The organism is Achromobacter sp. NFACC18-2 (genome assembly GCF_900108985.1).
In the GTDB taxonomy this organism is placed as follows: Bacteria; Pseudomonadota; Gammaproteobacteria; order Burkholderiales; family Burkholderiaceae_B; genus Achromobacter.
In genome coordinates, this window is the sequence record NZ_FNYM01000006.1 from 222,691 (window position 1) to 247,150 (window position 24,460).

22 protein-coding genes are annotated in these 24,460 nt (G+C 56.5%); 13 read left to right on the forward strand and 9 right to left on the reverse strand.

What is annotated here, in order from left to right:
- Window positions 1–35 precede the first annotated feature (35 nt).
- Window positions 36–1,370, forward strand: coding sequence for an ATP-dependent protease ATPase subunit HslU (hslU, locus tag BMW75_RS11545; protein WP_076518428.1), 1,335 nt, complete (start codon window positions 36–38; stop codon window positions 1,368–1,370).
- An 85-nt stretch (window positions 1,371–1,455) separates the two neighbouring features.
- On the opposite strand, the gene BMW75_RS11550 is transcribed toward hslU, so the two are convergent.
- Window positions 1,456–1,761, reverse strand: coding sequence for a copper-binding protein (locus BMW75_RS11550; RefSeq protein ID WP_092579388.1), 306 nt, complete (start codon window positions 1,759–1,761; stop codon window positions 1,456–1,458).
- 227 nt (window positions 1,762–1,988) lie between these two features.
- On the opposite strand from BMW75_RS11550, the gene BMW75_RS11555 reads away from it, so the two are divergent.
- The 12 genes from BMW75_RS11555 (at window position 1,989) to BMW75_RS11610 (ending at window position 15,990) form a co-directional block, all read left to right on the forward strand.
- Window positions 1,989–2,549 (forward strand): cob(I)yrinic acid a,c-diamide adenosyltransferase, encoded by a 561-nt coding sequence (locus tag BMW75_RS11555; RefSeq protein ID WP_092579390.1) that lies wholly within the window; start codon window positions 1,989–1,991, stop codon window positions 2,547–2,549.
- Between the two features lie 168 nt (window positions 2,550–2,717).
- Window positions 2,718–3,779, forward strand: coding sequence for a dTDP-glucose 4,6-dehydratase (gene rfbB, locus BMW75_RS11560; RefSeq protein ID WP_092579392.1), 1,062 nt, complete (start codon window positions 2,718–2,720; stop codon window positions 3,777–3,779).
- A 137-nt stretch (window positions 3,780–3,916) separates the two neighbouring features.
- Complete coding sequence (locus BMW75_RS11565; RefSeq protein ID WP_254791988.1) at window positions 3,917–4,840, forward strand: glycosyltransferase family 2 protein; 924 nt, start codon at window positions 3,917–3,919, stop codon at window positions 4,838–4,840.
- A 7-nt stretch (window positions 4,841–4,847) separates the two neighbouring features.
- The gene (gene rfbD, locus BMW75_RS11570; RefSeq protein WP_092579394.1) at window positions 4,848–5,747 is read left to right on the forward strand and encodes a dTDP-4-dehydrorhamnose reductase; all 900 of its coding nucleotides are present in this window, start codon (window positions 4,848–4,850) and stop codon (window positions 5,745–5,747) included.
- Window positions 5,744–6,625 (forward strand): glucose-1-phosphate thymidylyltransferase RfbA, encoded by an 882-nt coding sequence (gene rfbA, locus BMW75_RS11575; protein WP_092579396.1) that lies wholly within the window; start codon window positions 5,744–5,746, stop codon window positions 6,623–6,625. Before rfbD ends, rfbA begins: the two co-directional genes overlap by 4 nt.
- Window positions 6,625–7,170 carry a dTDP-4-dehydrorhamnose 3,5-epimerase gene (gene rfbC / locus BMW75_RS11580; RefSeq protein ID WP_092579398.1) on the forward strand — a complete coding sequence of 182 codons (546 nt, stop codon included), beginning with the start codon at window positions 6,625–6,627 and terminating at the stop codon, window positions 7,168–7,170. Before rfbA ends, rfbC begins: the two co-directional genes overlap by 1 nt.
- The gene (gene galE / locus BMW75_RS11585; RefSeq protein WP_092579400.1) at window positions 7,167–8,210 is read left to right on the forward strand and encodes a UDP-glucose 4-epimerase GalE; all 1,044 of its coding nucleotides are present in this window, start codon (window positions 7,167–7,169) and stop codon (window positions 8,208–8,210) included. Before rfbC ends, galE begins: the two co-directional genes overlap by 4 nt.
- Window positions 8,200–9,018, forward strand: a complete 819-nt coding sequence (locus BMW75_RS11590; protein WP_092579402.1) for an ABC transporter permease — start codon at window positions 8,200–8,202, stop codon at window positions 9,016–9,018. Before galE ends, BMW75_RS11590 begins: the two co-directional genes overlap by 11 nt.
- A gap of 64 nt (window positions 9,019–9,082) precedes the next feature.
- The gene (locus BMW75_RS11595; protein WP_371466971.1) at window positions 9,083–10,399 is read left to right on the forward strand and encodes an ABC transporter ATP-binding protein; all 1,317 of its coding nucleotides are present in this window, start codon (window positions 9,083–9,085) and stop codon (window positions 10,397–10,399) included.
- Window positions 10,400–10,482: 83 nt separating this feature from the next.
- On the forward strand, window positions 10,483–12,657 hold the full coding sequence (locus BMW75_RS11600) for a methyltransferase domain-containing protein (protein ID WP_175493150.1): 2,175 nt from the start codon (window positions 10,483–10,485) through the stop codon (window positions 12,655–12,657).
- A gap of 130 nt (window positions 12,658–12,787) precedes the next feature.
- Complete coding sequence (locus BMW75_RS11605; RefSeq protein WP_092579408.1) at window positions 12,788–15,043, forward strand: glycosyltransferase; 2,256 nt, start codon at window positions 12,788–12,790, stop codon at window positions 15,041–15,043.
- Window positions 15,040–15,990 carry an NAD-dependent epimerase/dehydratase family protein gene (locus BMW75_RS11610; RefSeq protein ID WP_092579410.1) on the forward strand — a complete coding sequence of 317 codons (951 nt, stop codon included), beginning with the start codon at window positions 15,040–15,042 and terminating at the stop codon, window positions 15,988–15,990. Before BMW75_RS11605 ends, BMW75_RS11610 begins: the two co-directional genes overlap by 4 nt.
- A gap of 119 nt (window positions 15,991–16,109) precedes the next feature.
- Here the strand turns inward: BMW75_RS11610 and BMW75_RS11615 are convergent, their stop codons facing one another.
- The 8 genes from BMW75_RS11615 to lipA all read right to left on the reverse strand — a co-directional run bounded on the left by BMW75_RS11615 (window position 16,110) and on the right by lipA (window position 24,326).
- Window positions 16,110–17,486: a hypothetical protein gene (locus BMW75_RS11615; protein WP_092579412.1), complete on the reverse strand. Its 1,377-nt coding sequence runs from the start codon at window positions 17,484–17,486 to the stop codon at window positions 16,110–16,112.
- 90 nt (window positions 17,487–17,576) lie between these two features.
- The gene (locus BMW75_RS11620) at window positions 17,577–18,386 is read right to left on the reverse strand and encodes a glycosyltransferase family 2 protein (protein WP_092579414.1); all 810 of its coding nucleotides are present in this window, start codon (window positions 18,384–18,386) and stop codon (window positions 17,577–17,579) included.
- A gap of 15 nt (window positions 18,387–18,401) precedes the next feature.
- Window positions 18,402–18,758: a DMT family transporter gene (locus BMW75_RS11625; protein ID WP_092579416.1), complete on the reverse strand. Its 357-nt coding sequence runs from the start codon at window positions 18,756–18,758 to the stop codon at window positions 18,402–18,404.
- A complete protein-coding gene (locus BMW75_RS11630) occupies window positions 18,755–19,591 on the reverse strand; it encodes a sugar phosphate isomerase/epimerase family protein (RefSeq protein WP_092579418.1) in 837 nt (278 codons plus the stop codon). The genes BMW75_RS11625 and BMW75_RS11630 overlap by 4 nt, the downstream gene beginning before the upstream one ends.
- Window positions 19,588–20,382, reverse strand: a complete 795-nt coding sequence (locus BMW75_RS11635) for an NAD-dependent epimerase/dehydratase family protein (RefSeq protein ID WP_092579420.1) — start codon at window positions 20,380–20,382, stop codon at window positions 19,588–19,590. Before BMW75_RS11635 ends, BMW75_RS11630 begins: the two co-directional genes overlap by 4 nt.
- Window positions 20,379–21,548, reverse strand: coding sequence for an NAD(P)/FAD-dependent oxidoreductase (locus tag BMW75_RS11640; protein ID WP_092579422.1), 1,170 nt, complete (start codon window positions 21,546–21,548; stop codon window positions 20,379–20,381). Before BMW75_RS11640 ends, BMW75_RS11635 begins: the two co-directional genes overlap by 4 nt.
- Window positions 21,536–22,573, reverse strand: a complete 1,038-nt coding sequence (locus tag BMW75_RS11645) for a glycosyltransferase (RefSeq protein ID WP_092579424.1) — start codon at window positions 22,571–22,573, stop codon at window positions 21,536–21,538. The genes BMW75_RS11640 and BMW75_RS11645 overlap by 13 nt, the downstream gene beginning before the upstream one ends.
- A 748-nt stretch (window positions 22,574–23,321) precedes the next feature.
- Window positions 23,322–24,326 carry a lipoyl synthase gene (gene lipA, locus BMW75_RS11650; protein WP_076518402.1) on the reverse strand — a complete coding sequence of 335 codons (1,005 nt, stop codon included), beginning with the start codon at window positions 24,324–24,326 and terminating at the stop codon, window positions 23,322–23,324.
- Between the last annotated feature and the right edge of the window lie 134 nt (window positions 24,327–24,460).

The window sequence follows — 24,460 nt, forward strand, 5'->3', positions numbered from 1 at the left end:
CTCCCAGCCCGCCTTAGCTCCAAGGATCCGCCCTCATGTCCGCATCCAACATGACGCCCGGAGAGATCGTCTCCGAACTCGACAAGTACATCGTCGGCCAGAACCGCGCCAAGCGCGCCGTCGCGGTAGCCCTGCGCAACCGCTGGCGCCGCCAGCAGGTCGCGGAACCCCTGCGCCACGAAATCCACCCCAAGAACATCCTGATGATCGGCCCGACCGGCGTCGGCAAGACCGAAATCGCGCGCCGCCTGGCCAAGCTGGCCAACGCCCCGTTCATCAAGATCGAAGCCACCAAGTTCACCGAAGTCGGCTACGTGGGCCGCGACGTGGACACCATCATCCGCGACCTGACGGAATACTCCATCAAGCAGACGCGCGAGCTGGAAATGCGCCGCGTGCGCACCCAGGCCGAGGACGCCGCCGAGGACCGCATCCTGGACGCCCTGGTCCCGCCCCCCCGCGGCGCCTCCGGCGAACCGCTGCGCGGCGAAGACAACAGCGCGCGCCAGACCTTCAGGAAGCGCCTGCGCGAAGGCAAGATCGACGATCTTGAAATCGAGATCGAAGTCGCCCAGGCCGCGCCCCAGATGGACGTCATGACGCCGCCCGGCATGGAAGAAATGGCCGAACAGCTGCGCGGCATGTTCGCCGGCCTGGCCCGCGACAAGAAAAAGCCCAAGAAAATGAAGGTCCGCGAAGCCTTCAAGCTGATCGTCGACGAAGAAGCCGCCAAGCGCGTCAACGAAGAAGACCTGCGCGCCGTGGCGATCACCAACGTCGAGCAGAACGGCATCGTCTTCCTGGACGAAATCGACAAGATCGCCGCGCGCCAGGAATCCGGCGGCGCGGATGTGTCCCGCCAGGGCGTGCAGCGCGACCTGCTGCCGCTGGTCGAAGGCACCACCGTCAACACGCGCTACGGCATGGTCCGCACCGACCACATCCTCTTCATCGCGTCGGGCGCCTTCCACCTGTCGCGTCCGTCCGACCTGATCCCGGAACTGCAAGGCCGCTTCCCCATCCGCGTCGAACTCGAATCGCTCACCGCCGAAGACTTCGTGCGCATCCTGTCCGACACGGACGCCTCGCTGACCAAGCAGTACACGGCGCTGATGGCCACCGAAGACGTCGCCCTGGAATTCACCGACGAAGGCGTGCGCCGCCTGGCCGAACTGGCCTTCGAGGTCAACGAGACCACCGAAAACATCGGCGCCCGCCGCCTGTACACGGTGATGGAAAAGCTGCTGGATGAACTGTCCTTCGACGCCACCTCCAGCCAGGACAAGCATGTGAAGATCGACGCCGCCTACGTCAATGCGCAGTTGGCCGAAGCGGCCAGCAGCCAGGACCTGGCCCGCTACGTGCTCTGACGGCCCGGGGCTCCGGTCCCGCCCCAGACGCAAAAAAGCCCTGCCGCAATCGCTTGCGGCAGGGCTTTTTCTTCCGGGTCCGGCGTCAATTCGTAATTGCCGTCACCACATACTTGCCGTCCTTGCGGGTGGCGGTGAAACGGACCTTGTCCCCCGCCTTGATATTGGCCAGCAGCGCCGGATCGGCCTGATAGACCAGCGACATGGCCGGCAGGTCCAGCGCCTTGATGGCATCGTGCTTGATTGTGACCTTGCCCGCGGCGGCATCCACGCGCCGCACCTCGCCGGTGGCGTCCGCCTGCTGCGCGAACGCCAACGGCGCCGCCAGCGTCACCACGGCCATCGCCGTGGCAATAGCCACGGGCGCTGCGTACTTGCGGTTAAAACCCATATGTAACCTCCATCTGTGGGGTAAGCCGGAATCAGGCCAGGCCCCTTCCACTTTCTACAGTGCTAGGATACTGCGCGAATGCAACAGTTCCTGGGCCAGAGCGCAACAATCCTGACGGTTGTTTGCCGACCGCGCCGCGCCGGCCGCAGGCGCTTACCACCGGACGCAAGCCTCCTGGCTCCAGGTCCCTGGCTCTTACTTCATTGACTCACCAGATCGGGACATCCATGGCCAACCGCTTATCCGTCATCGCCACCCGCACCGGCGACGACGGCACCACCGGACTCGGGGACGGATCGCGCCTGCCCAAGGACGCGCCGCGCATCGCCGCCCTGGGCGACGTGGACGAACTGAACAGCGTCATCGGCCTGCTGCTGACCGAGACCCTGCCCGGCGACGTGGCGGCGGACCTGCTCGCCATCCAGCACGACCTGTTCGACATGGGCGCGGAGCTGTGCATTCCCGGCCATGCCGCCATCACGGACGAGCAGGTCGCCCGCCTGGATGCGCGCCTGGCGCACTACAACGCCGCGCTGCCGCCCCTGCGCGAATTCATCCTGCCCGGCGGCTCGCGCCCCGCGGCGGTGGCGCACATGGCGCGCACGGTGGCCCGGCGCGCCGAGCGCGCGGTGGTGGCCCTGGCGCGCGAAGAGGCCGTGCGTGCGCCCGTGCGCCAGTACCTGAACCGGCTGTCGGACCTGATGTTCGTGCTGGCGCGCCATCTGAACAAGACGCTCGATATCGGGGACACGTTCTGGACCAGCCCGAACGCCCGTAAGGCCACGTAACCCCTGAGAGGAATTGCAAGCCGGGGGGCCGCAAGCAGGTCGGGATTCAAAATATTGCTACCGACACTCTGTTTCATTTATAAGCTCGCCGAGGCCCAGTTCCGGCATAATTGCGGGTTAACGAGCGGGTTTGCGCAACGCGCTCACGGCTCAAGGATCCAATAAAGAATGAGTATTATTGTCACCGGCGGCGCCGGCTTCATCGGTTCGAATTTTGTCCTGGACTGGTTCGGCGAAAGCAGCGAGCCCGTCATCACGCTCGACAAGCTCACCTACGCGGGCAACCCCGAAAACCTGGCATCCCTGGCCGGCAATCCCAATCACCAATTGGTGGTGGGCGACATCGGCGACACCAAGCTCGTCGCCGAGCTGCTCGCCAAGCACAAACCGCGCGCCGTGCTGAACTTCGCCGCCGAATCGCACGTGGACCGCTCCATCCACGGCCCCGGCGAATTCATCCAGACCAACATCGTCGGCACCTTCCACCTGCTGGAAGCCGTGCGCGCCTACTGGTCCGAATTGCCCGCGCAGGAAAAGCAGGACTTCCGCTTCCTGCACGTCTCGACCGACGAAGTCTACGGTTCGCTCGCCAAGGACGACCCGGCCTTCCGCGAAACGAACCCCTACGAGCCCAACAGCCCCTATTCCGCCAGCAAGGCCGCCAGCGACCACCTGGTCCGCGCGTACCACCACACGTACGGCCTGCCGGTGCTCACGACCAACTGCTCGAACAACTACGGGCCGTACCACTTCCCCGAAAAGCTCATCCCGCTGGTCATCCACAATGCCCTGGCCGGCAAGCCGCTGCCCATCTACGGCGACGGCCAGCAGATCCGCGATTGGCTCTACGTGAAGGACCATTGCAGCGCCATCCGCCGCGTGCTGGACAAGGGCGTGCTGGGCGAAACCTACAACGTGGGCGGCTGGAACGAAAAGGCCAACCTGGACGTCGTGAATACGCTGTGCGAGCTGCTCGACGAGCTCAGCCCGCGCGCTGACGGCCAGTCCTACAAGCAGCAGATCACCTTCGTGAAGGACCGCCCCGGCCACGACCGCCGCTACGCGATCGACGCCGGCAAACTGGAACGCGAACTGGGCTGGAAGCCGGCGGAGACCTTCGATTCTGGGATCCGCAAGACCGTGGAATGGTACCTGGCCAACCAGGATTGGGTCGGCAATATCACCAGCGGCACCTATCGCGACTGGGTCAACACCCAGTACAACGGCTGAGAGCTCGACGGGCTCGCCCTTCACAAGGAGTGAAGCCAATATTGACATGAGTGTTTCGCCAATTCAATTCCCGTACCCGCTCGCAACGCAGCGGGCGAGGGCGCTTCTCTTCAACCAGATCTCTCATGGATGGCACGATGAGCCATAACGTCGCTATCCTCCTCTGCACATATCAAGGCGGCCCGTACCTTGCGGAGCAGCTGGAATCTTTCGGCGCACAAACGCACACGGCATGGACTGTCTGGGCATCGGACGACGGTTCCCGGGACACTACTCATGACGTCCTCAAGTCCTACCAACAGACTTGGGGGCCAGATCGATTGTTGGTCCGAGCAGGGCCACGCAAAGGGTTTGCGGCGAATTTCATGTCCCTCGTTTGCCGCGAAGAAATCGTTGCTGATTATTATGCGATGTCGGACCAAGACGACCTCTGGCACGCTGACAAGCTTGAGCGGGCTGTCCAATGGCTAAACACAGTCCCCTCGGACGTTCCAGCGTTATATTGCACGAGGACGGAACTGGTCGATGAGGGAGGCGGAAAGCTCGGGTACTCGCCACTGTTCACGCGTCCGCCATCCTTCAGAAACGCCTTGGTCCAGAACGTGGCCGGCGGCAATACTATGGTCTTCAACCACGCGGCGCGCGAGTTGTTAAAAGCGGCCGGTCCTGACGTGAAGATTGCCGCTCACGATTGGTGGGTCTATATCGTGGTTAGCGGCTGCGGCGGCAAAGTTTTTTACGACCCCACCCCGTCGTTACTTTATCGACAACACGCGGAGAACTTGATCGGCGCCAACACTGGTGTACGCGCGCGGATTGAGAGGATCGGTAAGCTGTTCCGAGGCCATTTGAAGACATGGACAGATCAGCATGTTGTCGCGCTGGAGCCCATTATCGCCAGCTTGTCGCGCGACAACCTGTCTACGTTCGAACGGTTCACCTCGGCACGCAAGCGCAGCCTGATCCCCCGCGTGTTTGGAATCTGGCGTTCTGGAATATATCGACAGACTCCGCTTGGCAACCTCGGACTATTGATCGCGGCGATTCTCAATCGAATCTAGGATCCTTATGAAGATTCTTTTGTTGGGTAAGACCGGACAAGTCGGCATCGAACTGCAGCGCACGCTGCTTCCGCTGGGCGAGTTGATCGCGTTGGGTCGCGCAGAGGCCGACCTCGCTAGGCCGACGACCTTGCTCGAAGTATTGGAAGCACACTCGCCGGACGTGATCGTCAACGCCGCCGCTTACACCGCTGTCGACAAGGCAGAAGCCAATTCGGAGATGGCGCACGCCATCAACGCGGAGTCCGTGTCAGTGATCGCACAGTATGCAAGAGCACGCGATGCGCTGCTAGTGCATTATTCAACGGACTATGTTTTTGACGGCGCCAAAGCTTCGCCCTACGAACCAGCGGATACCACTAACCCGCTGAGCGTTTACGGGCGCACCAAACGCGAAGGGGAAGAGGCTATCGTGGCCAGCGGCTGCCGATTCCTGCTCCTTCGAACGAGCTGGGTGTTCTCCGCGCACGGAAGCAATTTCCTTAAGACGATATTGCGCCTGGCCAAGGAACGTGATGAATTGAACATCGTCGACGACCAGTATGGCGCACCGACCTCTGCGGAACTGATCGCCGACGTAACCGCGCTTGCCATTACGGGTCATCGCCAAGGGCTCTGCAACACTGGAATTTATCATCTGACCGCTGCGGGGCAAACTACATGGCATGGCTTCGCATGCCATATCGTCGCCCGTGCTGCCGCGAACGGTGCGAGGATCAGAGCTACGCCTGAGTTGATCCGGCCCATCCCCACGGAAGCTTACCCCTTGCCCGCGCGCCGTCCCAAGAATTCGCGCCTGGGCACATCCGCGCTGAGCGATGCGTTGCTGCTCCAGTTCCCCGATTGGACTGTCCATGCGAACCGCACCGTGGATCAAATGACGACATCGATGGAGTATCCCCTATGAAACGTAAAGGCATCATTCTGGCCGGAGGGTCCGGCACACGCCTGCATCCGGCCACGCTTGCGATCAGCAAACAATTACTGCCTGTCTACGACAAACCGATGATCTATTATCCCCTCAGCACCCTGATGCTGACGGGAATTCAGGACATTCTGATCATCTCAACGCCGCAAGACATCCCGCGATTTCAACAGCTGTTGGGCTCTGGGGAACAGTGGGGACTCAACCTGCAATATGCAGTGCAACCCTCTCCGGATGGCTTGGCGCAGGCGTTCATCATCGGTGAATCGTTCCTGAATAACTCGCCCTCTGCGCTCGTGCTTGGCGACAATATTTATTATGGCCACGACTTTGCAAGCCTGCTCGCCAGCGCTAATGAGCGCTCCGCTGGCGCGAGCGTATTTGCATACCATGTGCACGATCCCGAGCGTTACGGAGTGGCGGAATTCGACTCCAACGGCAAAGTTCTTTCCATCGAAGAAAAACCCTCGGCACCCAAATCCAACTATGCCGTGACCGGCCTTTATTTCTATGATCGGCAAGTCGTGGATATCGCCAAGCAGATAAAACCATCACCGCGCGGCGAACTGGAAATCACTGATGTCAATCTCGCCTATCTTGAACAAGGCAACCTCTCCGTCGAAATCATGGGCCGGGGGTATGCCTGGCTGGATACCGGGACGCACGAATCACTGCTGGAAGCGAGCCAGTTCATCTCAACCCTGGAAAACCGCCAGGGCCTGAAAGTGGCGTGTCCAGAAGAGATTGCTTATCGGCAGGGGTGGATTACTGGCGAGCAACTAGACGAATTGGCCACGCCCCTCCAAAAAACAGGCTACGGCCAATACCTGAAGCGCCTCCTCCTTGAAAGGATATACTGATGAGAGCCTTCTCTCTAGAAATTCCAGAAGTTAAGGTCATTGAACCCAGGATCTTCCAGGATGAGCGCGGATATTTCTTTGAGAGTTTCAATCATCGTAATTTCGAGGCCGCTATCGGCCAAAAGGTCGAATTCGTTCAGGACAACCAGTCCTTGTCAGTGAGGAACGTGCTGCGAGGCCTGCACTATCAGATTGAGAACGCACAAGGAAAGCTTCTGCGGGTGATATCCGGGGAAGTATTCGATGTTGCGGTGGACATCCGCAGATCGTCGCCGACATTTGGAAAATGGGTTGGGGAGATTTTGTCTGCCGACAACAAGCGCCAGCTTTGGATCCCGCAGGGCTTCGCACATGGATTTCTGGTCATGTCGGACACAGCAGAGGTTTTATATAAGACCACGGACTATTACGCGCCTCAGCATGAACGCTGCATCGCGTGGAATGACGAAGCACTGGATATCCAATGGCCGATTGACAGTCATCCAATACTGTCGAAATCCGACGACCAGGGGACTCCCTTTAATTCATCGGAATTATTCGAATGAGTTCGATTTTTGTGACTGGCGGCGCAGGCTACATCGGCACGCATACGTGCCTGGAATTGCTGCAGGCAGGCCATAAAGTATTCGTATATGACAACCTCTCAAACAGCAGCCGCTTGGGGCTCGAGCGAGTAGAGCGCATTACGAACACGAGTATCGAATTCATAGAAGGCGACGTTACAGACGCCAACGCATTGACGCGAGCCCTGCAGCATTCTCAATGCGAATCTGTGATCCACTTTGCCGGACTGAAGGCCGTTGGTGAGTCGGTCACCAATCCCTTGGCGTACTACCACAACAATGTCGTAGGCACCCTCACATTGTTGAGGGCGATGCTGGCGGTCGGCTTAAAGAAACTGGTTTTCAGTTCATCGGCGACTGTCTATGGCGAACCGCAATTGCTGCCCATCGACGAGGCGCATCCGCTGTCGGCAACGAATCCTTATGGTCGTACCAAACTGGTCGCTGAAGATATGCTGCGCGACCACTTCCGAGCCTATCCGGATTGGAATATCACCATCTTGCGGTACTTCAATCCCGTTGGCGCCCACGAAAGCGGACTGATCGGCGAAGATCCGAAAGATACGCCGAATAATCTGATGCCATATATTGCCCAGGTTGCGATTGGGCTCCGTGACAGGCTGAATATTTGGGGCAACGACTATCCCACAGCGGACGGCACGGGCGTGCGAGACTACATACACGTCGTCGACCTGGCCATTGGACACGTAAAAGCGATAGCGACCCCGACGCCATCGCAATGCATCGAGCTCAATTTGGGCACAGGCAGAGGATATAGCGTCCTAGAGGTACTGCGTGCGTTCGAGCTAGCCAGTGGCAAAGCGATTCCGCACGAATTTTTCCCTCGACGACCGGGCGACGTTGCAGCTTGCTACGCCAGTACCAAGCAAGCCGAGTCTATTTTGCAGTGGCGCGCCGAGAGGAATCTGGAGGATATGTGCGTGGACCACTGGCGCTGGCAGCATCTGAACCCTGCGGGGTACGGTTCAAACAACGATTTCGCGAGTAAACATGCAACGTAACAGCGGCAGCCCGGTTGCACTGGCCAAAAGTCTTTGGCAAAACCGCAGCCTGATCAAGACACTGGTCAAGCGCGACGTCCTTGGCCGATACAAGGGTTCTTTTCTCGGAATCGTTTGGTCATTCTTCAATCCGGTTTTCATGCTGCTCGTATACACGTTCATGTTCAGCGTGGTATTCAAGTCGAGGTGGCCGGGCGGAAGTGAATCGAAAACGCAGTTCGCGATAATTTTGTTCGCGGGCCTGATGGTATTCAACCTCTTTGCCGAAGTGCTCAACAGGGCGCCCAGTCTGATCTTGGCGAATGCGAACTACGTCAAGAAGGTGATTTTCCCCCTGGAAATCCTGCCAGTCGTCGCCCTTGGGGCTGCTCTTTTTCACTTTCTGATCAGCATGAGCGTCTGGTTGCTTTTTTATCTTATCTTTCTAGGGATTCCACCAGCGACCGCATTGCTCTTGCCCATAATAGTGTTTCCCCTCTTGCTCTTCACCTTGGGAATTACCTGGATTTTGGCATCACTAGGCGTCTTTCTGCGAGATGTGGGCCAGGTGATTAGCATTCTGACCATGGCCTTGATGTTTTTATCGCCGATTTTCTACCCGATCTCTGCCTTACCTGCCCAGTATCAGGAGTTCATGGTAATGAACCCGATGACTCCCGTCGTTGAAGCGGTGCGGAACGCCCTGATCTGGGGAAAGACTCCCGAGTGGCTGCAATACGGTGTCTATACACTTATAGCCGCCCTGATTGCATGGTTGGGATTTGCCTGGTTTCAAAAAATGCGGAAGGGATTTGCTGATGTCCTCTAATACTGCAATTACGGTAGAGAATCTTAGCAAATGCTATCAAATCTACTCCTCACCCCGGGATAGATTGAAGCAGTTTTTCATTCCTCACGTCCAACGCGCGATGGGAAAGCCGCCTAGCCACTACTTCAAGGAGTTTTGGGCGCTGCGTGACGTTTCCTTCGAAGTAAAGAAGGGCGAAAGTGTCGGGATTCTGGGGCGCAACGGGTCCGGCAAGTCCACCCTGCTGCAGATGATTTGCGGCACGCTGTCGCCATCAGCGGGCAGCGTTCAAACCACGGGCCGTATTGCGGCGTTGCTCGAACTGGGTTCAGGATTCAATCCTGAATTCACTGGCCGAGAAAACGTCTATATGAACGGCGCCCTGCTCGGATTGAATAGCGAACAGATCGACGAAAGATTCGACGCCATCGCATCGTTCGCGGATATCGGCGATTTTCTCGATCAGCCGGTAAAAACTTATTCAAGCGGCATGCTGATTCGGTTGGCCTTTGCCGTCCAGGTACAGGTTGAACCCGATATCCTGGTGGTCGACGAAGCGCTGGCTGTTGGCGATGCGCTATTCCAGAAGCGTTGTTTCCGGCGTATCGAAAAGCTGGTAGCCGATGGAACGACATTGCTTTTCGTCTCTCATGATCAGGAAAGCGTCCGGACACTTACCAGCCGCGCGCTCCTCCTTAAGCAGGGGCGGACCGTCACGTGGGGGAAATCCTCCGACGTGGTCCTGGAGTACCGACGCCAACTTCACGACGAAGAATCGTCGTACTTCACCGCAGCCACGAAGCAACTTGCAGCCAAGGCCCAGGCTGCGATAGCGCCAGCGGCGCCGGGAGCCGCTTCGGATCAACCCCAAGATGAAGGCGCAGGAGCGCCGGCCCCTTCAGTGCGCTCCGACAAGCTCACCTTTGGCGATGGAGAAGTCACAATCGTAAAGGTGGAAACCTTGAACGGCGACGGGCAGGAATCAACCGTATTCTTCCCGGGCGACACGCTTCGCATACGGATTTCGTGCGAAGTTTCGAGTCCCATTACCAACTTGAACGTCGGTGTGAGAATCAGAAACAAGGAAGGCATCAAGATTTACTCGTGGGGCACGCTAAACCAGGACATGCGATCCAGGGCATCTGCCTCCTCTGCACCGCTATTCTGGGATCAGAAATTTTCTGCTGGCGAGGCTTTCACGGTCGAGCTCTCGTGTGATTCACCGCTGGGCATGAATTTATACGAAATTCAGGCAACGGTAACCCATGAAGAAACCCCGGACTACATGGGACAACGCATGTTGCATTGGATCGATGAAGCCGCTTTTTTCCAGATTTTGATGAATCGTGACGAGAACTTTTTTGGTGGGGTGGCGGATTTGAGGATGAATGCATCATGGTAAATAAAAAGGCACCCCTAGCGGAAGTGTCACACAGCAAGCCCACAGCACTTGGGGGCATCGATCGTGTGATTCGTACATGCGGAATGTCGAAGGTTTTGAGCCTCGGCAAAACCAGTTCAGCTCACGTGGCGGAATTACTGAAGCAGGGCGTAGAGGCTGTTGGCCTGAACCAGACCCCAGCGGCTGCAGCTGACGGCGCCGACGGAATCGCAGACGCAGCCCAATCCGGCCCGGTTGCGCCATTGCCGTTTCAAGACAACGAATTTGGTACTGTCCTCGTCGTCGACTACCTGGAATACTTGCACACCGACCACATCGCGCAAGCACTGTCCGAGATCCGCCGCGTGGCTCAGCGTTATGTCTGGCTCCAAGTGGCGACTACCCACGTTGAACAGGGTCCAGCTCGCTTGACCGTTCAAAATCGCGCATGGTGGGAGCGCATGTGTTTCCAGGTCGGCTTCAGGAAGCATCCGGCGTACTACGCAGTGAATGACTATGAGGGCTTGAATGACGACGGCGCTTCGATCTGCATATTGCTCGAGCGCATGCCGGAAGCCGCTGAGGCTGCGTATCCTCTTTCTTCCTTGGATGAAGAGCGCAGCCTGCATATGGATATGTTCCGAGATACTGGGACTCGTTCAGATGCGCACGTCGGACGTTACCACTTCGCCTCAAAGTATGTCAGGCCCGGCGATGTCGTGCTGGATGCCGCGTGTGGCCTTGGATATGGCACATATACTCTGAAAGGTCTGACCGCCGGGTCATCATTCCGGGGGATCGACGGTAGCGCCTCGGCCATCGCGTACGCAAATACATGTTACGGTCAAGACCAATCCATTGCGTTTTCTGAAGGCTTTCTTCCCGAATGTCTGCACGACATTCCGGACAATAGCGTCGATGTTGTCGTCTGCTTTGAGACGTTGGAACATGTGGAACGCCCCGTCGACCTCCTGAAGGAATTCCACCGAATTCTGAGTCCTGGCGGAAGAATTATTTCAAGCGTTCCTAATGACTGGAGCGACGAGACGGGCGAGGACCCTAATCCATATCATTTCCACGTTTACGACCTTCCTAAATTCACCTCCCAGATGGAAGGCTATTTTGACGTGGAACACCTGTTCGGCCAGACTGCCGATAGGGTGAAACTCGCAAACGGAAAATGCGAGTGGGAAAAGCGCCCCCGTCAGCTTCGAGAAATTCCTCTCGGTCGCAACGAGGACGTCGAGTTTGAGTGGCTTTTGGCGGTTGCCGCCAAGTCTCCGATATCTGGCGGCGATGTCCCTTATATTGACAAGAGCTACAGCAGCGAAGAGTGCCTCTCAACGGGCAACGCATTGGCGTTCTCTCGAGATTACGCTAATCCATGGTTAATCCGAAGCCTGGTGGCGATGGGGTCTCGAACTTCGAATGCACTGCTTCGGGAAAAGTGGGCCCGGCAGACGCTCGACGGATGTGCTCCGGACGGTCCGGATGCGGGAGCCGCACTTTGTGTACTCGCCTATCTCGCCCTCAATCGACAGGCAGTCCTTGAGGATGCGCTTAGCGAGTCAATTGATCGATATATTACGGCTGTTGATTCCGCAAACAACCCGAGCGTCCTGCGCTGGAAGGTTTCTCTTGCATACGTTCAAGCGCTACTCTCGTTAAGTTTCGGCCACCGTGAAGCGGCAAAAAGACAGCTTCAATGGGTGCTCGATGCGAACGTCGCAAGCTTCAGCGTTACATTGCTCACCAAGCCTGCACAGGCTGGATATTTGCTCGGCCTTTTGGAAGCGGTGGATGGGGACCTCACTGCTGCCAGACGAATCTGGCGGCAAACAGCCGTTGAAGTGCAGAGTGCCATGGCACAGTACTTTTCTGCGGCCAACTTGACCCCGGCTCCGTTTGTTCTGCGCGAGACGTCGACCGCAATGCTATTCTGTGGACGAATATTGGCGGCAGATAAGTACGCGGACAAGCTGAAAAACTCGCCTGCGGCCTTCTTTACAAATGCGGTAAACGACTACCTCTCCGAGATTGAGCGCTTGACTTCACTTGCTCTCAGGCTCGAGGACCAGTTGCTCGGGCGGTCCAAAGATAATACTTACAGTGGTGCTTTGGCATCGCAGGCCGTACAGTTGACCGAAACAAAGAAGTATGTGGTAGCGCTAGAGCAAAGCCGCAATGAGCAGATGACTCAGATTGCCGAGTTGCGTCAGTATATTGCTGATCTTGAGGAAAACCGCTCAGCGCTGATGAAACAATTAAGAGGTCGCTAAGCCGAGAATTCGATTCAGATGCGGCTGCATCAAGGCACGACTTGTGCACCAGCCACTTGAATTCGTTTGATGCCTACGAGATGTTGGCCGCTCGCGTACTGAAATTTCAAAATAATCGGATTGATCATAAATGAAGAGTCTAAACGTCTGGATCGTAACGTCCGAATTTCCGCCCATGTACGGGGGCGGAATTAGTACTTACTGCCGAGAGGCCGGCTTGGCCTGGGCAGAGTCCGGGCATTCGGTCACGGTGTTTACGCGGGCGAATCCTGGGCAGGCCGACGTCAGCAAGGAATCACTCCAAGACCGGTTTGACCTTGTTCGCGTGCCAGTGGTGGCGGAGCCTAAATTACAGGCTGCACTTGGATACTGGCATTTGATGTCATACTGCATCGCCGAGGAAATCATCAGTCGGATCAGGGCATCGGGAATCACCCCTGACATGATCGAGGTCCAGGACTACGGCGCGATGGCGTATTTCCTGCTGAAACAAAAGCTGGCGGGCGCGCGTGAGTTGGCTTCCACCAGGATTGTCATCTATTCCCATACGCCAGTTTTTGAACTCGCCCAGGTCAACCAGGAGCCTTCTTATCTCTTTCCCAATTATTGGTTGGGGCAATGTGAAAAATTTTGCCTGAGAGCGGCTGACGCCGTGCTTAGTCCTTCGGAGTTCCTGAAAGACAAGATACAGCAGCATACTGACAAGCCAATCGAGGTCATCCCGTATCCCCACTTTCAGACGAAGTCTGAACCCCGCAACGCCTCGACCGGCACGCCGGAATTCGACTGCGTTTACCTTGGAAGATTGGAGTATCGAAAAGGAGTAGTTCAGCTTCTCAGCGCATTCAAAACGCTCTGGGAGGCTGGGCACAAGATACGTCTACGCATGGTGGGAGGCGATACGCATTGGTCCCCCAAGCAGATCAGCATGAAAACTTATATCCAGAGTAGATATTTGTCTTTCATCGATGATGGACTGCTCACGTTGTCGGAGCCGGTTCCGACGGACCAGTTGCCCGGGATTTTCGCTTCAGCGCGCGTCGTCGTCGTGCCGTCGATATACGAAAACTATCCCTACGTCTGCATGCAGGCCATGGAACTGGGAATGCCAGTCGTTGTCTCGAAGTCCGGCGGTCAAGCGGAGATGGTGGGGCCCGGCTCGTCTTGCGGATGGGTGTTTGATTGGGATCAGCCCAATAGCTTTCAAGAAACCATTCAGCAAGCGCTGGCTTGCTCGCCAGCACAGTTGGAGACGGTTGGGGCCAATGGCAGGACGAGAATCCGGGAACTGTGCTCGGTGTCCAACTTCATCCAGCAGCGGACACAGCATTTGGCTCGCACGATCGCGAGCTCCGAGTCCAATGCCCCGAGGTATCCATTCGCGCACGAGGACGTCAAGGTCGATCGACCTGCACCTGTCGAATCCGAGGACCCGATTAGCGTTTCAGGACGGATTTCTGTTGTCGTACCCTTCTACAACCTGGCTGCATACCTCCCCGAGACGCTGGCCAGTGTCGCAGCCAGCGATTATCAGGATATCGAGATCGTCATAGTGAATGACGGCAGTACCGACTCTGACGCCATTGAGCTGTTGGCTAAACTACGCCAGACAAGTCCACATATCCGCATTCTGGACATCGAGAATGGCGGTCTAGCCAACGCCCGCAATGTTGGCGCTCGCGCCGCGACGGGCGAGTACATCGCATTCTTGGACGCAGATGACTGCGTCATGCCGACCTATTACTCTCAATGCGCGCATATCCTGAATAGGTTCCACAACGTATCCTTTGTGTACTCATGGCTGAATTATGTGGGTGAAAGCGAGGGATACTGGCTCAATTTCGACACTGAGTTTCCTTACTTTCTGGCGGCCAATATGCTCGCAGCGTTCCAGGTTGTGCGCAAAAAAGATTTCCTGGAAGCCGGCATTAATGATCAAGAGATGATGTTCGGAATGGAGGACTTTGAGGCATGGCTTCGGATGGCCAGCCTCGGCTACAAGGGCGTATCCATTCCAAAACCGCTCGTAAACTATCGAGTGCGCCACAACTCCATGGCGCGACAGTTCCGGCGGAGCACTGTTCTTTATATGTATGAGCAGATGGCCAAGAAGAACCCGGCGATTTATAAGCGGTTTGGTGACGAACTTTTTATGCTGATGAATGCCAACGGCCCCGGCTACCTTTGGAACAACCCCACCATGACCTACCCAGCCATCGGATATATCGGCGATGGCGCGATTACTGCTGCAGAAAGCACTGCGGTTGCGACGGAGTTCAGTGCCGGCGACTTGATGCGTCTGAAGGCTTTGGCCTCAAGGCCTTTCATGGCGAGAATCATCCGGCTGGTTCTTTCTTTTAAGGCCGACAAATGGTTCAAGCGATGACTGACAATACGACGCCTCTTCGTTGCCTCGTGCTCGGTGGACGCGGCTTTGTGGGCTCTCATCTCGTAGATGGCCTGCTCGCGGCGGGACACCGCGTTCGTAGTTTTGGACGCCTGCATACCGGCCATCATGAACCTCGCGAGGGGCTCGAGTACTTCGATGGAAATTTTGAGAATCTGGACGACGTGAGGTCGGCGTTGGATGGCTGCGACATCTGCTACCACCTGATTTCCACAACCCTGCCGAAGTCGTCGAATGGAGATCCTTGCTATGACATCGAGAGCAATCTTATTGGCACCGTTCGCCTGCTGAACGCTGCCGTCGATAAAGGCGTCAAGAAAATCGTTTTTACCTCTTCCGGCGGCACGGTGTACGGGAATCCTCGATTTACGCCAATCCCGGAAAACCACCCTACTGATCCCATCTGCTCGTATGGAATTACCAAACTAGCCGTTGAAAAGTACCTGGAAATGTTCCGCACCTTGCATGGTCTGGAATACCAGGTGTTGCGCTTGGCCAATCCTTATGGCGAGCGGCAACTGACGCGCGGCAACCAGGGTGTAGTTGCAATATTCCTTGGCAAGATCATCAGGGGCGAATGCGTCGAAGTCTGGGGGGACGGATCTTCTGTCCGCGATTATCTCCACATTTCCGACGTTACACGCGCATTAATCCGGAGCATTGATCCGGGAGCTACGCCAGAGCGGGTACTTAATATTGGCTCGGGTATCGGAGTGTCCGTAAACGAACTTCTGGAGTCTATAGAGTCGGTGACCGGCCGCGTTGCTGATCGAAAGTATCTGCCGCCTCGCGCGTTTGACGTCCCTTCCAATGTATTGGACATTTCAGCTGCGTACCGCTCGCTCGGTTGGGCACCCCAAGTGCCTTTTATTGAAGGCATCTCCCGGTTCGCACGTTGGCTGGCGGACAATCCTCACGCGATTTAGATTTGCAGCGACCGGTCGTTCTTCGCGTATTGCCGCACTTCCTCGCCGTCTTTCCAGAGGGTAGCTTTTGGCAGACCGGAATCGGAATCTCACACATAGGCAAGTGGGCTTGGCATTCGCTAATTGTGGACATCGCCTTGCCGGGCATGCTTCAGAATACCCCAACTTTTTGGCAGGCTAAGTAAAAAGCGAATCTGGTACGCTGCAAATACAACGTACGTCGGAAAAAGATACCTAAAAGTCGCGGCTTGATTAAGCACAAAGAAGCTTCCTAGATAAGCCGCCGCCAGGGTGATCAATATCTTATCGTAGCGACCGTATCTGCCCCAGCTCAAAAACATCACTACCGCAGAAATCGGGATCCACAGGACGGGAAGCAATAGTATTCCGAAGACCTCTTGCGCTCGATTCAGAGTCTCAAGCGCCCTGGGACCGAAAGTTGTGGATGCGCAAGTTTGGACGTGGCCATTGAGCAGCGGCCACGGTGTGACGCAGGCTATGCGGACAGGAAGATAGCCGGGGCATAACCCGATCATGCATTCGTAAATCCTGATTTTTGTTTTTGCATAAAGGATGGGGTGGTTAATAACCATCTGCAACCAACGCGACTTAATCTCGGCGGAGTGTTGCATTATGGCGGTGGTTGATACAGCCGCATCGTCTCCCCAGATCAAGGTGTCGATCGTTACGAACGAATGCCGACGTGCCGCGATATCCGTATCCGCGATGCCATCGAGTGTCAATGTCGGATCCATCGGCATGCCACTTTCCTTAGCCAATCTGATCGCCCCAACCAATTCCCACGCGGGCGCAGACGCGGAGCTGTCCGGTCCCTCGAAGCCTACTATGGGCGGAACGAATTTAATGATTGCCAGGGCTCCGATCGTAATCGCGATGAATGCCGCCTTCACTCCCTTCGTCGGCCCCTTCAGCCGCACAATAAAAAACCAAACGAAGGGCACAAGAACCAGAGAATTTTGTCGAAATCCGAATAGAACAACGCAAGAGAATAAAAATACAACGGCAGGGATTACCCGTCGATGCCGCTCGAAGGAATGGAAGCAACCCACGACAACCAAAATCGCAGCTAGCGTCCATACGTCCGGAACGATGAAACTCGCGAAGACGAAGACCACTGGAATCATGAACACCATGGCGACCCACCAAGGCCGCTGGCCGGACGAAAAATGGATCCAGGCGAATCCGCCGAACATCAGGTAGGCAATCTGCGCGAGGAGGAAGTATGGCGGACCGAGACCCGTTGCGGCGAATGGCAACATGAACCAGGTCATCGTTGGGGCGAGCCATAGCTCGAGACCCCACCAAATATCAAGTTGGCCCACTACCGTGTACACGCCCGCCCATCTCGTCATCGTGTCCGACATGACGATACCGGGCAGAAAGAAACTGGCCGAAAGGACCAGCACGGCGGCAAATAACAAGGCGGGTGCTTGCTTGCCAGAACCCATCGGCACGCCCTTTGTTTGGTTGAACATGCTTGTTATCCGCATTGAATATGCGCTGACGGTAAAATTAGGCTATCAAGAAGTTTGTCTTCTGCAGTAACCACTCTGCTTCCCCTCACATCATCGCGGGGCGTACAAATTCAGGCATGCGCGCAATAGAATTGTCAGGACCTTTAGGTTGCCTTTAAAACTTGTTATTTTTGTGGGCACCTCTCCTTTTGGATAACGCCGGATTGTCGGGATCTCCAGGCAGCGATATCCAAGTTTCGGAACGCGATGCGACAAATACGCCAGCAATTCATACGTCGTGAAGACATCACGAAATGGCGCGACTCTGGGATCGAGGAGCATTCGCCTGCTGTAGGCGCGAAACCCCTGTGTGGTATCGGTCCACTTAAAGCCAGAGAACAGACTCAGCAGTGGAGCATGGATATGGCGAATCGCGAAATCGCGTGATTTTGGCGTATTTTCCGCTCTGCCTCCCGGTATAAATCGCGAGGCCTGGACGAAATCAACTTCTTGCTCAAGCGCCTCGATGAAACGAGGAATGGCCTCCGGATCATCCTTGTCGTTTCCATCGATGCTGATGATGCCTTCGTAACCCTGATCGAGCGCAAATGCATACACACAGCGGAGTTGTGAGCTCAGCTGCCCCGGCCCGGTTTTGACCAAAAGCCCACGAACACCCTGCCGTTGCAGCGAGTCGATTTGCAGCGATCCATCAGTGCTTCCACCGTCGACGATGATGATATCTGCAAAATCGTCAATCCTTTGATCCGCCATCTTGGACAGCAGGCTATTGATTCGGCCTCCTTCGTTAATAACGGGAATTGCAACGCACCAGGAATGTCGGCGTCCGCGCCATAACTGCGTTTCGTAGGTCGGAACTTGCCAGCCCGCGCGGACGGCTGGGGAAATATTGGATTTCATTGCGCTTCCGCTGCCTTAGCCCACCCGGGCCGTTATAAGTGCAACACCGGCGATCACCAATGCAATACCAACCGCGGTCGTCCATGGGAACGCCTCTCGGAATATCGCTGCCGAGCATAGGGCTACCGTAGCGATCGCTCCGGCGGTCAGCACGGGATGGGCCACGTTGAGTGGCAAGCGGGCCAACGCCGCGGCGTAGAGCAGGAAAGCCACGCCATAAAGACCGAGTCCCAGCCAAAAAGGCCAATTCTGCAACGCAGCCATCGGCGCGCTTAAGGACGGAAATTTTCGGGGTGGCAGCATGGCTATCTTAATCAACACGCTAGCGGACGCGTTCGCTGCGATGCCAAGAATCAAGACGATCCACTTCATCCTTGAACCCCAATACTCTTGACTCGGTAGTGCTGTATCGCCACATCCAGAGCGCGCTCAATCGACGTTAGGTGCGCTTCGTTCTTGGTTGCCAGCATTTCGATGGAGACGAGGTGATCGGGCAGATATTTATTCAACGCAGCAGCCATCTTGGCATGGTCGACCCCACCGTCCCCCAGTGGTACCAACCCTGGCTCGCTCGCGTGAACGTGGCACACATGGGCCGAGCACTTCTGAAGAACTGCCAAAGCGTCCTCCCCATTGACGGCGAGCGCTCCTGTGTCGAACTGCATCCCAATAGCTTTGTGGCCCAACTGCTGCACGACTTGCAGCGTTTCAGCGCAAGAGGTCATAAAGTTGGCGCCATAACACGTCGGATTGGGCTCCAAGCAGATGACCACTCCGTGGTAATCAGCAATATCCCCTAGCCGGCTGAAAAAGGACATCGCGACTTCCATGGCTTCTTGGTCGTTCAGCCCTGAACGGTCCCTGTTCTTGGGCGAACCAAAGACGATTCGCCCTGCCCCCAGGCCCGCTCCGATCCGGCATACCGCTGCAAGGTGACGGAGCATCGCCTCCTGGGATCCTGGGGTGCCAAACACATTCAAACCCGTGGTACCAAACAGCAGCGCTTGCATGCCCGTGAGTTCGATGCCGCGGTCGGCCCACCACGCTCTCACGCGAGCGATGTCATCATCAGCCGCCGTTTGAGGCTGGGCGAAGTACTTGCCTGGAGCGACATCGATGGCATCGATACCGAAGCGGTGAAGCAAACCCGCGATCGCCTCATCTTCCGTGGTCTCCCACGCAATATTGGAGATGGCGAGCCTCATGATTGCACGCCCGAAGCGGCTCTGTCCGCTAATGGCTCGGATTGCGCATAGGACCTGATCGCCTGAATGGTGTCACAAGCAGAGTATTGATAAGGACCATCCCCCTCGAAGGCCTGAGCGTGGATGGTTCTCATATCGTAGCTGGCCGGCACGCCGGGCAACTGGTTATCGAACGTCTTTCCGAAGCCCTGTTTTGAGGCTTCAGCCACGCTGATTGGTGCGGCAGTGAGATGAATGAGCTTTAAGCCGGCCTGTAGCGCGATTTGAATGTCGTACCAGAGGTTTACCATTGGGTAGAACTGGAACACCCCCCGACTCTCGATCAAGTGCAAATTGTTCGAGTTTAGTAGGTCGTAAATGACGTTTTTCCGCAATCCTGGACCTACAAGCCCGGGGAGGCGCACTATAAGATGGCTTGAGAACTGAGATTCGACATACTTTTCGAGCAACCGACGATGGAATCCGTAGGGGTGAAGCCCTGACTCATCCACCGGAGTCTCTTCATTTACAGCCACGGGCTCTTTGAATACGTCCACGGTACTTATTAGAACAAAGGTCTTGCACCGAACAGTTTCAAGGCGCGCAATCAGTTCTTCTATTTGTTTTAGATCTGCCTCGGGGTCGCGGTTTGCGATCCACTTCTGCGCTGGCGCGCCGGCGCACGCAACCATGTCGAACGATTTCATCTCTATATCGCCGATGTTGTTGGAACGATAAAGCGATGCAAAAGATGCTTGCTTAAGAAGTGTGGATCCCACGAATCCTGAATAGCCAATCAACGCGTTGTTCATGTCATTGCTCCGGATGCACCGCGCTTCGCTCCCGTCGAGAATGCGAGATCTTCCGCATCCAATTTCTCAAGAACGTCATAAATGTTGTCGATCTTGCCGCCCAGCACAGAAAAGCACCCCGGCAATTTCAAATGCTTTTCAAATAGAATCGGTCTGCCATCGTCACCCTCGTTCTTCATCAATACAGTCTTTATCTCGAACATCGACTCGACATACCTGGCGTCAAGTATCGCCGGCATATAGCGGCCCACGTCCCGAACCATGCGATCGACTCGCGAAGCGCGTTCATACTCACCCAACCTCTGGTACGGATTGACACCCCGTTCATCGTTCCAGTGCATGTGAGGCGTATAACGCACATGCGAAAGGGTGTGCAGCCCCCGAGCAGGGAATGGCATCAATGAGAAGAATGGTCCGTCCATGACTGTGATGCCCAGGCCGGAAAGCGGAGCAGGAGCCTCCACCAGCGCCATTTCGGTGATCTCCTGCTTCAGGCGGGTCCGCGTGCCAGGAAAGTCGCCGCCGAACTGATTCAAGGCGCTATAGGTACAGTTGAAGACATACTGGCTGTTGAGCAATTCTTCAGACGCGTCCGCATGGGTCAAGGCCACCTGCAATGACTGGTTTGGTCCTTTGGAAATCGCGGTCGCGCAGGTTTGGAGGCGGATTCGTACTCCACAATCCTGCAGCTCCCTTGCTGCCCAATTGGCTAACTTGGTCGCATCAAACGCATATTCTTTTACCAGGAACACATCCTCGATCAAGCCCGGCTCAAACAAGGCTCGGAGCGAAGGTTCTGCCGGCTGAATGCTCGCACCAATCTCGCGACAAAAGCGATCGAACTGTCTGGCGGTGACTTTTGAATTGCGGCGCGCAATGGCATAGAGCTTTGTGAAATCTTGCGTTACCGCATCAGGCCAGTCAAGGACGAATCTTGGCAGATTGACACGGCTTCGATATGCGGTCGTAAAGCTGCGAGGATAATGATAGCCGTTGTGAACGCGCGCTTGATTGTTGTATGACGCACGTTGAAGGATTGCAGATTCGCGTTCCGCGAGCAGGACGCGCTTGAAACCTCGACGCTTGGCGAGGTAGATCGCTATTGCGGCGCCGTAAAATCCGCCTCCGATGATCACGGCATCATAGTGACTATCTATGTTTTGCATTTACTGATCCGCGCGGATCCATCGTCCAGAACGTTTTCCGCCACCATCGCCACTTCTTCGACGTTCAGTTTTTCACGCCGGGTCATGCGAGCGCTGGTGAACTCCTGCCCAACATGATAAAGAGGCCCCTCATTCGAAAGGCTGACCATATGCAGGATGTATTCGCCAAGTACGAGGAGGACGAGAGAAATCAGGAAGAACATCCCAGATTGCTGCAAGGAAAGACTGACCCAACCAGGCGCGATATTCGTCTTGAGGAGCCCGACCACGACGACATAGAATGAATACAAGAGGTTGGCAACAGCGCCGAACAAGGATAAGGACGTGACGATGCGCATCGGCGCTCGCGTACTGGATACCATCAACCGCATGCCGCGGTCCACACTTTCGCCTAACCGTTTCGTGTGCACGATTTTGGGCTCTGCGCTGTAAATCAGATTCACGCGCGCGAATCCGCCCGTTGCGGGCAGATGGCGATAGGTCGTCGCAGGCTGAGAATGCTGAAGGATGAAGTTGACGACTCTCTTACTCAGCACGCGATATTGTGGCGCCTCGTTGGCCAAGTGAATTCCATTGAAGCGCTTGTAGAGTCCATTGAACACGGCGTATGACGACCGATAGGCTAACGATTGGGGCGATCTACGTTGATTATTGGCGAACACGACGTCTGCGCCATTCACTGCCTTTTCAAGCATTTCACGCAAAAATTCAACGCTGTCAGTCAGGGGATCGATGACGACGACGAAGTCACCCAGCGCATTTTCCAGCCCCGCCCAAGAGGCAGTGTCCGCATCCACCTCCTTGGTCAAAGCGTATATCTGCAGATTCGGGAGGCCCCGCTCGCTTGTCAGTTCTTTAAGAACGCATACGCTGTCATCGCTGGAAGCATTATCAACGACGATGATTTCATAATCACTAACCAGAGGGGCGACGCAGGATTCAGCGTCTGTCAGAATTTTTTCAATAAACTTAGATTGGTTGCGCACGACAAACACAACCGAAATGAAAATCGGAAAATAGGCCATTCAATTCCCCATAGAACGCTCAGACCTGCCTTGAAGCGCTCTAAAAATTAAAGGCTTTTAAACCTGGCGAAAAACCTGATGGCGTTCCGCCATATCGGGCACCAAGCTCGATGTTGGACGAATGTATTACCCAAGGCAATATCAAAACAGGCCAAATTTGCTACCGCAAATGTCATGGATGGCGCAGTAAAGGACTCCGTCCACCATGAAAAGACCGCTGAATAGGAAATACCGCTCACCCATGTGTCTCGGCCCGGGTCGACGTATTCGGCAATACCCAGACACTTCGTCTGACGCAGAAATCTGGAGGTTTATGTGCAACCGGAGTACGGATTTTCAGAAGACGGGCCATGGCACGCAACCTGACGGCCGTCAAGCCGCCCAGCAAGCAAGCGCCACCCGCCCCTTGCTGAGCAGTTACTTGATGAACTTTTGAAGGAACCGATGGCCGCCAAGTCGGTTCAGGAGATGCTCATGCCTTTGAAGAGTGCGCTGGCAGGGTGAGCGATGGGGCCGAACTTGGCAGACCTGGTAGGTCCAAATGGCCGGAGATGAAAAGCATTGAATGTGGGCGTCTGGCGGCCACAAAACTCGCTGCGGGCAGCGCCCCAGTCCGCGCGGACGCGGAGTCAACAGCGATGCCGCCGGCGCTTGACACAGGGTTTTCGGCCGCCCGGCTGCAGCGATATGCCGCTGTTCGGCATCATCTAGGAGGGACGATTCACCGAGGCTTGGATTGAGGGGTTGATCAATTCACCCCAGCCGCATGCGCCTGTTCATCCGCATGGTACGAAGACCGCACCATCGCGCCCACCGCCGCATGCGAGAACCCCATGGCATACGCCTCGCGTTCGAACATTGCGAACGTGTCCGGGTGCACGTAGCGCAGCACCGGCAAGTGATGCTCCGACGGCTGCAGGTACTGGCCGATGGTGATCATGTCGACGTTGTGCTCGCGCATGTCGCGCATCACCTGCAGGATTTCTTCGTCGGTCTCGCCCAGGCCCAGCATGAGGCCGGACTTGGTGGGCACTTCCGGATGCAGCTTCTTGAACTCGGCCAGCAGCTTCAATGAGTGCATGTAGTCCGAACCCGGACGCGCCTGCTTGTACAAACGCGGCACGGTTTCCAGGTTGTGGTTCATGACGTCGGGGGGGCCGGCGTTCAGGATGGTCAGCGCGCGGTCCAGGCGGCCGCGGAAGTCGGGCACCAGCACCTCGATGCGGGTGGTGGGCGACAGCTCGCGGATATGGGTGATGCAATCCACGAAGTGGCCGGCGCCGCCATCGCGCAGGTCGTCGCGGTCGACCGAGGTGATCACCACGTACGACAGCTTCATGGCGGCGATGGTGCGCGCCAGGTTCTCGGGTTCTTTGGTGTCCAGGGGGTCGGGCCGGCCGTGGCCCACGTCACAGAACGGGCAGCGGCGCGTGCACTTGTCGCCCATGATCATGAAGGTGGCCGTGCCCTTGCCGAAGCATTCGCCGATGTTCGGGCAGGACGCCTCTTCGCAGACCGTGTGCAGGTTGTGCTCGCGCAGGATGCGCTTGATGTCGTAGAAGCGCGAACCGGGCGCGGCGGCCTTCACGCGGATCCATTCGGGCTTCTTCAGGCGTTCGGCCGGAATGATCTTGATGGGGATGCGCGCCGTCTTGGCCTGCGATTTCTGCTTTTGCGTCGGATCGTAGACCGCGTCCGCGGGCGCGGCGGCGGATTCGTTCGAGGGCACAGGAGACTCGGCGAGCGTAGACATGGGACACCTTCATGACCGGCGCGCAGGACGGCCGGGTCTGGGAGAAAAAGGGCATTTTACCCTTCGCGGCCCGATCCGCCGCCCGATCGTCCGCCCGATTGCCCCCCCGGCAGCCCGCGGGCCTGGGTTATCGT

Bases quoted from the DNA above. Each gene is read 5' to 3' on its own strand.
- BMW75_RS11630 (WP_092579418.1), bottom strand. From the start codon at position 19,591: ATGAGGCTCGCCATCTCCAATATTGCGTGGGAGACCACGGAAGATGAG.
- rfbC (WP_092579398.1), top strand. From the start codon at position 6,625: ATGAGAGCCTTCTCTCTAGAAATTCCAGAAGTTAAGGTCATTGAACCC.
- BMW75_RS11550 (WP_092579388.1), bottom strand. From the start codon at position 1,761: ATGGGTTTTAACCGCAAGTACGCAGCGCCCGTGGCTATTGCCACGGCG.
- BMW75_RS11640 (WP_092579422.1), bottom strand. From the start codon at position 21,548: ATGCAAAACATAGATAGTCACTATGATGCCGTGATCATCGGAGGCGGA.
- rfbB (WP_092579392.1), top strand. From the start codon at position 2,718: ATGAGTATTATTGTCACCGGCGGCGCCGGCTTCATCGGTTCGAATTTT.
- BMW75_RS11645 (WP_092579424.1), bottom strand. From the start codon at position 22,573: ATGGCCTATTTTCCGATTTTCATTTCGGTTGTGTTTGTCGTGCGCAAC.
- BMW75_RS11615 (WP_092579412.1), bottom strand. From the start codon at position 17,486: ATGTTCAACCAAACAAAGGGCGTGCCGATGGGTTCTGGCAAGCAAGCA.
- hslU (WP_076518428.1), top strand. From the start codon at position 36: ATGTCCGCATCCAACATGACGCCCGGAGAGATCGTCTCCGAACTCGAC.
- BMW75_RS11600 (WP_175493150.1), top strand. From the start codon at position 10,483: ATGTCGAAGGTTTTGAGCCTCGGCAAAACCAGTTCAGCTCACGTGGCG.
- BMW75_RS11620 (WP_092579414.1), bottom strand. From the start codon at position 18,386: ATGAAATCCAATATTTCCCCAGCCGTCCGCGCGGGCTGGCAAGTTCCG.
- galE (WP_092579400.1), top strand. From the start codon at position 7,167: ATGAGTTCGATTTTTGTGACTGGCGGCGCAGGCTACATCGGCACGCAT.
- BMW75_RS11610 (WP_092579410.1), top strand. From the start codon at position 15,040: ATGACTGACAATACGACGCCTCTTCGTTGCCTCGTGCTCGGTGGACGC.
- rfbD (WP_092579394.1), top strand. From the start codon at position 4,848: ATGAAGATTCTTTTGTTGGGTAAGACCGGACAAGTCGGCATCGAACTG.
- BMW75_RS11605 (WP_092579408.1), top strand. From the start codon at position 12,788: ATGAAGAGTCTAAACGTCTGGATCGTAACGTCCGAATTTCCGCCCATG.
- BMW75_RS11555 (WP_092579390.1), top strand. From the start codon at position 1,989: ATGGCCAACCGCTTATCCGTCATCGCCACCCGCACCGGCGACGACGGC.
- BMW75_RS11635 (WP_092579420.1), bottom strand. From the start codon at position 20,382: ATGAACAACGCGTTGATTGGCTATTCAGGATTCGTGGGATCCACACTT.
- BMW75_RS11565 (WP_254791988.1), top strand. From the start codon at position 3,917: ATGAGCCATAACGTCGCTATCCTCCTCTGCACATATCAAGGCGGCCCG.
- BMW75_RS11625 (WP_092579416.1), bottom strand. From the start codon at position 18,758: ATGAAGTGGATCGTCTTGATTCTTGGCATCGCAGCGAACGCGTCCGCT.
- rfbA (WP_092579396.1), top strand. From the start codon at position 5,744: ATGAAACGTAAAGGCATCATTCTGGCCGGAGGGTCCGGCACACGCCTG.
- BMW75_RS11590 (WP_092579402.1), top strand. From the start codon at position 8,200: ATGCAACGTAACAGCGGCAGCCCGGTTGCACTGGCCAAAAGTCTTTGG.
- lipA (WP_076518402.1), bottom strand. From the start codon at position 24,326: ATGTCTACGCTCGCCGAGTCTCCTGTGCCCTCGAACGAATCCGCCGCC.